The sequence below is a fragment of the Agathobaculum sp. LCP25S3_E8 genome (genome assembly GCF_052117165.1).
Classification (GTDB): domain Bacteria; phylum Bacillota; class Clostridia; order Oscillospirales; family Butyricicoccaceae; genus Agathobaculum.
Genome location: NZ_JBQKJR010000028.1, coordinates 34,669 through 40,775, shown reverse-complemented (window position 1 = coordinate 40,775; position 6,107 = coordinate 34,669). Strand labels below are relative to the sequence as shown.

Here is a 6,107-nt window from a genome sequence, read left to right as displayed (position 1 = left end):
TTCTCGGACATGGTTTGCTGTCTCCTTTCGAATGGTGTGTCGCGACTTCATTCTACCAAAGATCTGCAAACCATGTCTTTTTTGTTTTTGCGAAACTTATTCTACCTGACCTCTGGTTCCGCTTTCATACTACCAAATGTCCGAATAAGGTCTGACACCATAAACATATCTAATAATAAAGAGTGACGCTGCCGATATTGCGTCACTCTTGATGAGATTTCATTTTTCCGTTTTTTGCTCACATCTCACATAGCATAGCGGCTGTATGTGTATCTACGATTAAAACATTGATATATTTTCCTTTTATAGCCGCATATATGGCTTTGGCTTTGTCAGGAAGTCCAGCCACTCCGATTCGCACCGGAATATGGAGATAATCAGGTAATTCGACTGCAATAATCCTATCCCGATAGCGGTTTACAACGCGCTTTCCATCCTGATCAAACAGATGCGAACCAACTTCGCCAGTCAGTTGCTGTCCCTCTTCCAAAACGGCAATATCATGGATATCTACGCCTACAAAGGAGTACCGTAAATCCACACTTTCGTATGCGCCAATACCAACCACAGCGATATTGCAGGACTGAATCACATGATAGGTGTCAATGAAACTCGGTTCTTGCTGCAATGACTTTTTCATTTCCGCACTGCTCACAATAATTGGTGCAAACAACATGAACGGTTTTGCACCCAATCGATTTGAAATATTATGGACAATTTCATTTGCTGCAGTATTTTGCGGTTCGCTGTTTCGGCTGCCCAGCATTTGCACCACAGTTACATTTTTCTTATGTAGAGAGGGCATTTGTTCTGCCATTGCCGCCAATGTATTTCCGCGTGTCAGCCCGATGACATCATTGTCCCGCAGAATGGTAGACAGGTATTGTGCGGCCGCTGCACCCAAATCACGGAACGCATCCTGTTCGCTGGCGATGTCTACAACACGAATGTCAAGCAATCCGAATTTTTCTTTTAAGCGAGTCTCCAATTCCAGCAGTGTTGTGCTGGGATTGGGATTGATGGTAATATGCACAATACCGCTTTCCAGGCAATCCGCCAAAATCCGGTTCACTCTCTGCCGTGACATATTCATTCGTTGTGCGATCTGCTCCTGTGTACATCCCTCTTTGTAATAGTAGTGTGCAACGCGGGTAAATTCTGAAATCTGTGCATCTGTCAGTTTTTTATCCTTCATGCCGATTCCCCCAGCACCTTTACTATCTATATTCTAAACAATACATATGGAAAATGCAACCATTGTTCAAGCAAATCAGCAGAATCTTTCCATAATCACAGCAATACGCTCACACGGAATTTGCCGGGTGTGGCCGCTTCCGCGAATGCGTCCTGAATTTTATCCAGCGGATACTTGTTTTTTTCAATCAGCTGCGACACCTTCACGACTCCTAAATTGAGCATATCTGCCGCCGTACAGAAATCTTTCAAATCCGCACCGAATGTGCCGATGAGTTCCAGACGGCGATAATGAATGACATTGGAATCAATATCGATAGCGGGTGCCGGATAGGCTGCACCGAAAAACAGGATGCGGCCATCCAAATGTTTGACCAAATCCAGCGCCTGCTGGTTTACCTTGGTCGCTGCCACTGCCAGAACGGCCGCGTCCGCACCTTTTCCGTCCGTCAGCCGCATGATTTCCTGCACCGGATCGCTGGCGCTGCTGTCAATCACTTCAAAACCCATTTCCCGGGCAACACGCAGCTTATGCTCCATCAGTTCAGAGACGATCACTCTGCATCCCAGCGCACGCGCCGCCTGTGCATTCAACAGTCCCATGGTTCCGGCGCCAACCACGATTACGGTTTCGAGCGGCTTGACTCGCAGTTTCTCCAACCCCTTCACCACTGCAGCCAGAGGTTCCATAAATGCCGCCTCGCTTGGGGAAAGCGATGGATTCATTTTAATCAGAGCACGTGCAGGGCGAACGGCATAATCCGCATAGGCAAACATACCGCGATATCCGTCCGGACTGATTTTTTTCGGCCCAATTTCGTTATTATCGCATCCGCGGCCGCGTTTGCATCCATCACAAATTCCGCACGTGACGTAGGCCAGCGCAACATGATCGCCGGGTTTCAGATCCAGCACCTTCTCGCCGGTCGCTACAACCGTGCCCGCGCTTTCATGTCCGCTTGCCATCGGATAGCCGCGTCCTTCCCGCAGCCCCAGCCACTGCTGGTAATCCGTCGTGCAAATATTACATGCGTCCTGCTTGACCAGAACTTCATCCGGCCCTATTTCCGGCAAAGGACGCTCTCTCACTTCTGCATGCCCTTTTTCCGTCAGCACACCAAACCGCATGGTTTTGATTTCCATAGCTACCCTCCTAAACGCTTGCCTGCAAAATATTCAGAACATCCTGTTTATCCAGCTTACGCATCCCGCCGATAGGACCGTCTTCGGTTACCAGCGCAGCGATTTCTTCCAATCTGTCACAGGTTACCCCTGCTTCTGTCAATGTGAGCGGCACATCCAGGCTTCTCCAGAAATCGCGCAGCGCGGCAATGCCTGCCTCTGCCGTTTTTTCCGGATGGGCTTCGTCGTATGCGATATCCCACACACGGACAGCAAATTGTGCAAATCTATCCACATGTTCTTTATAAACATATTCCATCCAATGAGGCGTTAAAATGGACAGCGTCGCGCCATGCGCCAGATTGGTAAAGCCGCCTAAAATATGCCCGATGAAATGACAACTCCAATCCGGAACACGGCCGCAGTCGAGCAGCCCGTTGTGCGCCAGATTGCCTGCAAAAACGATTTCTGCGCGCGCATCATAATCGGTTGGATTTTCCAATGTCAACGGAAGATTGTGGATAATTGTGCGCAGCGTTGCTTCGCATAACCGGTCCGTCAGCTCCACATGCGGCTCGGCGGTGAAGTATCGCTCCATCACATGGCTCATCATATCTACTCCGCCAACGGCCATCGGATACCGAGGTACCGTAAAAGTCACTTCCGGGTCCATAATGGCAAACACCGGTCTTGTATGTCCGTTCGAGCCGAGCAGCTTAATATGGCCGTCTTCATTGGTGATAACAGAACCTGCACTGGATTCGCTGCCGGTTGCCGGAATGGTCAGCACAACGCCAACCGGCAGCGTCGTTTGAATGACATGCTTTTTTGTGTAGTGGTCCCAAACATCACCGTCGTATGTAGCACCCAGACCAATTGCTTTGGCTGAATCAATGACACTGCCTCCGCCCAGCGCAAGAATAAAATCAATTTTTTCCCGTTTGCAGATTTCGATGCCTTCCCGCACCTTACTGAGCACCGGATTGGGCTGTACGCCGGTCAGTTCCACAATTTCCAGGCCCTGATCCTGTAAAGACTGGATGACTGTCTGATAAATTGCAGAATTGCGGATGAACTCATCGCCATAATGATGGAACAGCACCCGCTTTCCATAGGGAAGAATTTCTTCTCCCACACAGGATGCCATACCGCGTCCAAAAATAATTTTAGTTGCATTTTGAAACTTAAAATTTCTCATATGCTTTTCTTACGCCTTTCCGTCCGAACCAAACAGTCGAATATAGTGCTCCAGTTTCCGCCGGTATACCTCTGTTCCCACCATGGGAGCAACATTGAAGTTTTTCTTTTTGCCCGCGTACATGTCCAATGCCGCCGCAATGTCAGCATCATCACTGGATTCCCCGCGCATGAAGCATGCCATGGCCTCTCCAGCCGGATCTGCCATATCCGTAAACAAATTGATTTTCTGAATGCCGCATTCGATACATTTTTTCAGATTCTCGTCTCCGGTGCCGGAACCGCCGTGCAGAACAAGCGGCACAGGGACCAGTCCGGCAATATCCCGCAGCAAATCAAATTCCAGTCGCGGCGTACCTTTATATACGCCGTGCGATGTGCCGACTGCCACCGCCAATGCATCCACACCGGTTTCCTCGACAAACCGCTTTGCTTCCTCACGATGGGTCAGGCCGCTGTCACGCGTTTCTTCATATTCCGAACCGGTTCCGACGTGTCCCAGTTCCGCCTCCACGGTGACGCCCATCGCATGTGCGATTTTTACCACTTCGCGCACTTCGCGCACATTTTCTTCAAAAACCAGCTTGGATCGGTCAATCATGACCGAGCTGTATCCGCATCGAAGCGCGCGCATGATTTCTTCAAACGGTCCGCCATGATCCAAATGCAGCGCTACAACGGCTTCCGGATGTTTTCTGGCATAAAATTTTGTTACTTCGGCGGTTTCCTCCATATTGGTCGTGCCAAGACAGGAAATAATCAGCGGTGCTTTCAAATTCAGCGCAGCCTGAAAGCATCCCTGTACCGAAGGGCTGTTATACGCATCGGGCGCTGCAACGCCATAGCCTCCTTTTTTAGCCGCATTTAAAATTTTATCGATTGCTACCAGCATATGTATCCTTATCCTTTCGCTGCATCAATAAATCTCTTGGCACGTTCCGGATCGACTTCATTCCACAGGATGCCGTCCTTTTTGACAAAGGTGCCAACCACCATGCCGTCTGAAATCCGTAAGGCTTCCTTGATATTATTCGGCGTGACGCCGCTTGCAATCATGATTGGCCTGTCCTGAAAACGGTTCTTAATCTGTTCCACTTCGCTGAAATCCGGCGCCAGTCCTGCGTGTTGGCCCGGAACCAGAACACCTGCCGGATCCAGCACGCTAAATGCTGTGTCTGCCATATCCGACTGACTGCGTGTATCCAGAGAAGTACCGCCATGCGCATCGCAATAGCAATAGATATTGACGTTTTCCGCATGGATATTACGACGAAACCGCATGATATCTCCGGGATGATATTGTGTCAGACCACACATATCCGCATAAACACCACTGATATAAGCGCGGATGAACTGTGCATCAATCGCTTTTGCAATCGAAATCGCCGCGTATGGATCCACCAAAACACCGCAGCCGTATGGAATCTCCACGGCATCCAGCGCTTGCGAAACAATGCGGGTATAGCACGCAATGACTTCCGGACCAACTTTGGATAAATACGGTCTGTCCCCTTCGTTGGCAAAGACAATGGCATCAAACCCGGCATCCTGCAGTGCGCGTATTTCGCGCTTTGCGCGGGCAACCTGCTCCCGGAGCGTTGACGTACTGTCATAATGCGGTGTGCCCGGCAACGCCGCCAAATGCACACAACCGATGATGGGCTTATCTGTTTTGAATATCTTTCTGTGATTATCCATCCAATTCATACAATACCGTCTCCTTATTTGTGGTTTTAAACAAGCAATTATCCAAGGAAGTTCACAAAGGTTAATACAAAGCCGATTACAAACAGTGTCAGCAAAACAAATACGGAAGACTTCTGTTTTTTCTTCAGCAGATAGATGACCAATGCCAGTACCGCCAACGGCATCAGACACGGAAGAATGCTGTTCAGAACGTCCTGCAACACCACTTCAGAGCCACCAAACGTACCGGAAACAATGGTATTTACCTTGATATTGCCGGCGGCAAGCGCGCCGATTACAATCATACTGACGATTTTAAGCGCATCCGTCACATTTTTCGTGGTATCCGACGCCAGCAGTTTCATAACGGCGCCTCGACCCATCTGATAGCCCGAGAAAAAGGAAAAATAACTGACAATCAGCGCATATGCCGTAAACCCCACGATATACAGAATCGGACCAATCACGTTGCCCTCGGTTGCCAGATTGATGGAGATACCCAGCAGAATTACCTTGACAATCGATTGCGTTACAGAATCACCTATGCCTGCCAGAGGGCCCATCAATGCATTTTTCATGCTGTCAATCATATCCGGCGCAACATCATGTCCCATGGCGCGCTCCTCTTCCAACGCGCATGTTGCGCCTAGAATCATGGCGCCCCAGTTATTTTCCGTGTTGTAGAACCGCATATGCCGGCTAAGGGTTTCCGCGCGATCCTCTTTGCTGGAAAACAGCTTTTCCACCACTGCACTGATCGCCTGACAAAAACCAAGGCCCATCAATCGCTCGTAATTATAGCATCGCTGCGCCCAGCATATCCATCTCCACCAGGTCTTCAGCAAATCCTTTCGATTGAGTAATCTTTTTTCCTGTTCCGGCAGAGTTGCCTTGTTTTCTGTATTCAC

Annotated in this window: 6 protein-coding genes; all 6 read right to left on the bottom strand. The window is 49.3% G+C overall.

Annotated features, from left to right (window positions below; genetic code table 11):
• Positions 1 to 238 precede the first annotated feature (238 nt).
• The 6 genes from ACTQ34_RS10630 to ACTQ34_RS10605 all read right to left on the bottom strand — a co-directional run bounded on the left by ACTQ34_RS10630 (position 239) and on the right by ACTQ34_RS10605 (position 6,107).
• Positions 239 to 1,195 carry a sugar-binding transcriptional regulator gene (locus ACTQ34_RS10630; RefSeq protein ID WP_441363785.1) on the bottom strand — a complete coding sequence of 319 codons (957 nt, stop codon included), beginning with the start codon at positions 1,193 to 1,195 and terminating at the stop codon, positions 239 to 241.
• A 95-nt stretch (positions 1,196 to 1,290) separates the two neighbouring features.
• Positions 1,291 to 2,337: a zinc-dependent alcohol dehydrogenase gene (locus ACTQ34_RS10625; RefSeq protein WP_441363784.1), complete on the bottom strand. Its 1,047-nt coding sequence runs from the start codon at positions 2,335 to 2,337 to the stop codon at positions 1,291 to 1,293.
• Between the two features lie 10 nt (positions 2,338 to 2,347).
• Positions 2,348 to 3,514, bottom strand: coding sequence for an iron-containing alcohol dehydrogenase (locus ACTQ34_RS10620; protein ID WP_441363783.1), 1,167 nt, complete (start codon positions 3,512 to 3,514; stop codon positions 2,348 to 2,350).
• Between the two features lie 9 nt (positions 3,515 to 3,523).
• Positions 3,524 to 4,405 carry a class II fructose-bisphosphate aldolase gene (locus tag ACTQ34_RS10615; RefSeq protein WP_441363782.1) on the bottom strand — a complete coding sequence of 294 codons (882 nt, stop codon included), beginning with the start codon at positions 4,403 to 4,405 and terminating at the stop codon, positions 3,524 to 3,526.
• An 8-nt stretch (positions 4,406 to 4,413) separates the two neighbouring features.
• The gene (locus tag ACTQ34_RS10610; protein WP_441363781.1) at positions 4,414 to 5,220 is read right to left on the bottom strand and encodes a BtpA/SgcQ family protein; all 807 of its coding nucleotides are present in this window, start codon (positions 5,218 to 5,220) and stop codon (positions 4,414 to 4,416) included.
• Between the two features lie 38 nt (positions 5,221 to 5,258).
• Positions 5,259 to 6,107, bottom strand: a complete 849-nt coding sequence (locus ACTQ34_RS10605; RefSeq protein ID WP_441363780.1) for a PTS system mannose/fructose/sorbose family transporter subunit IID — start codon at positions 6,105 to 6,107, stop codon at positions 5,259 to 5,261.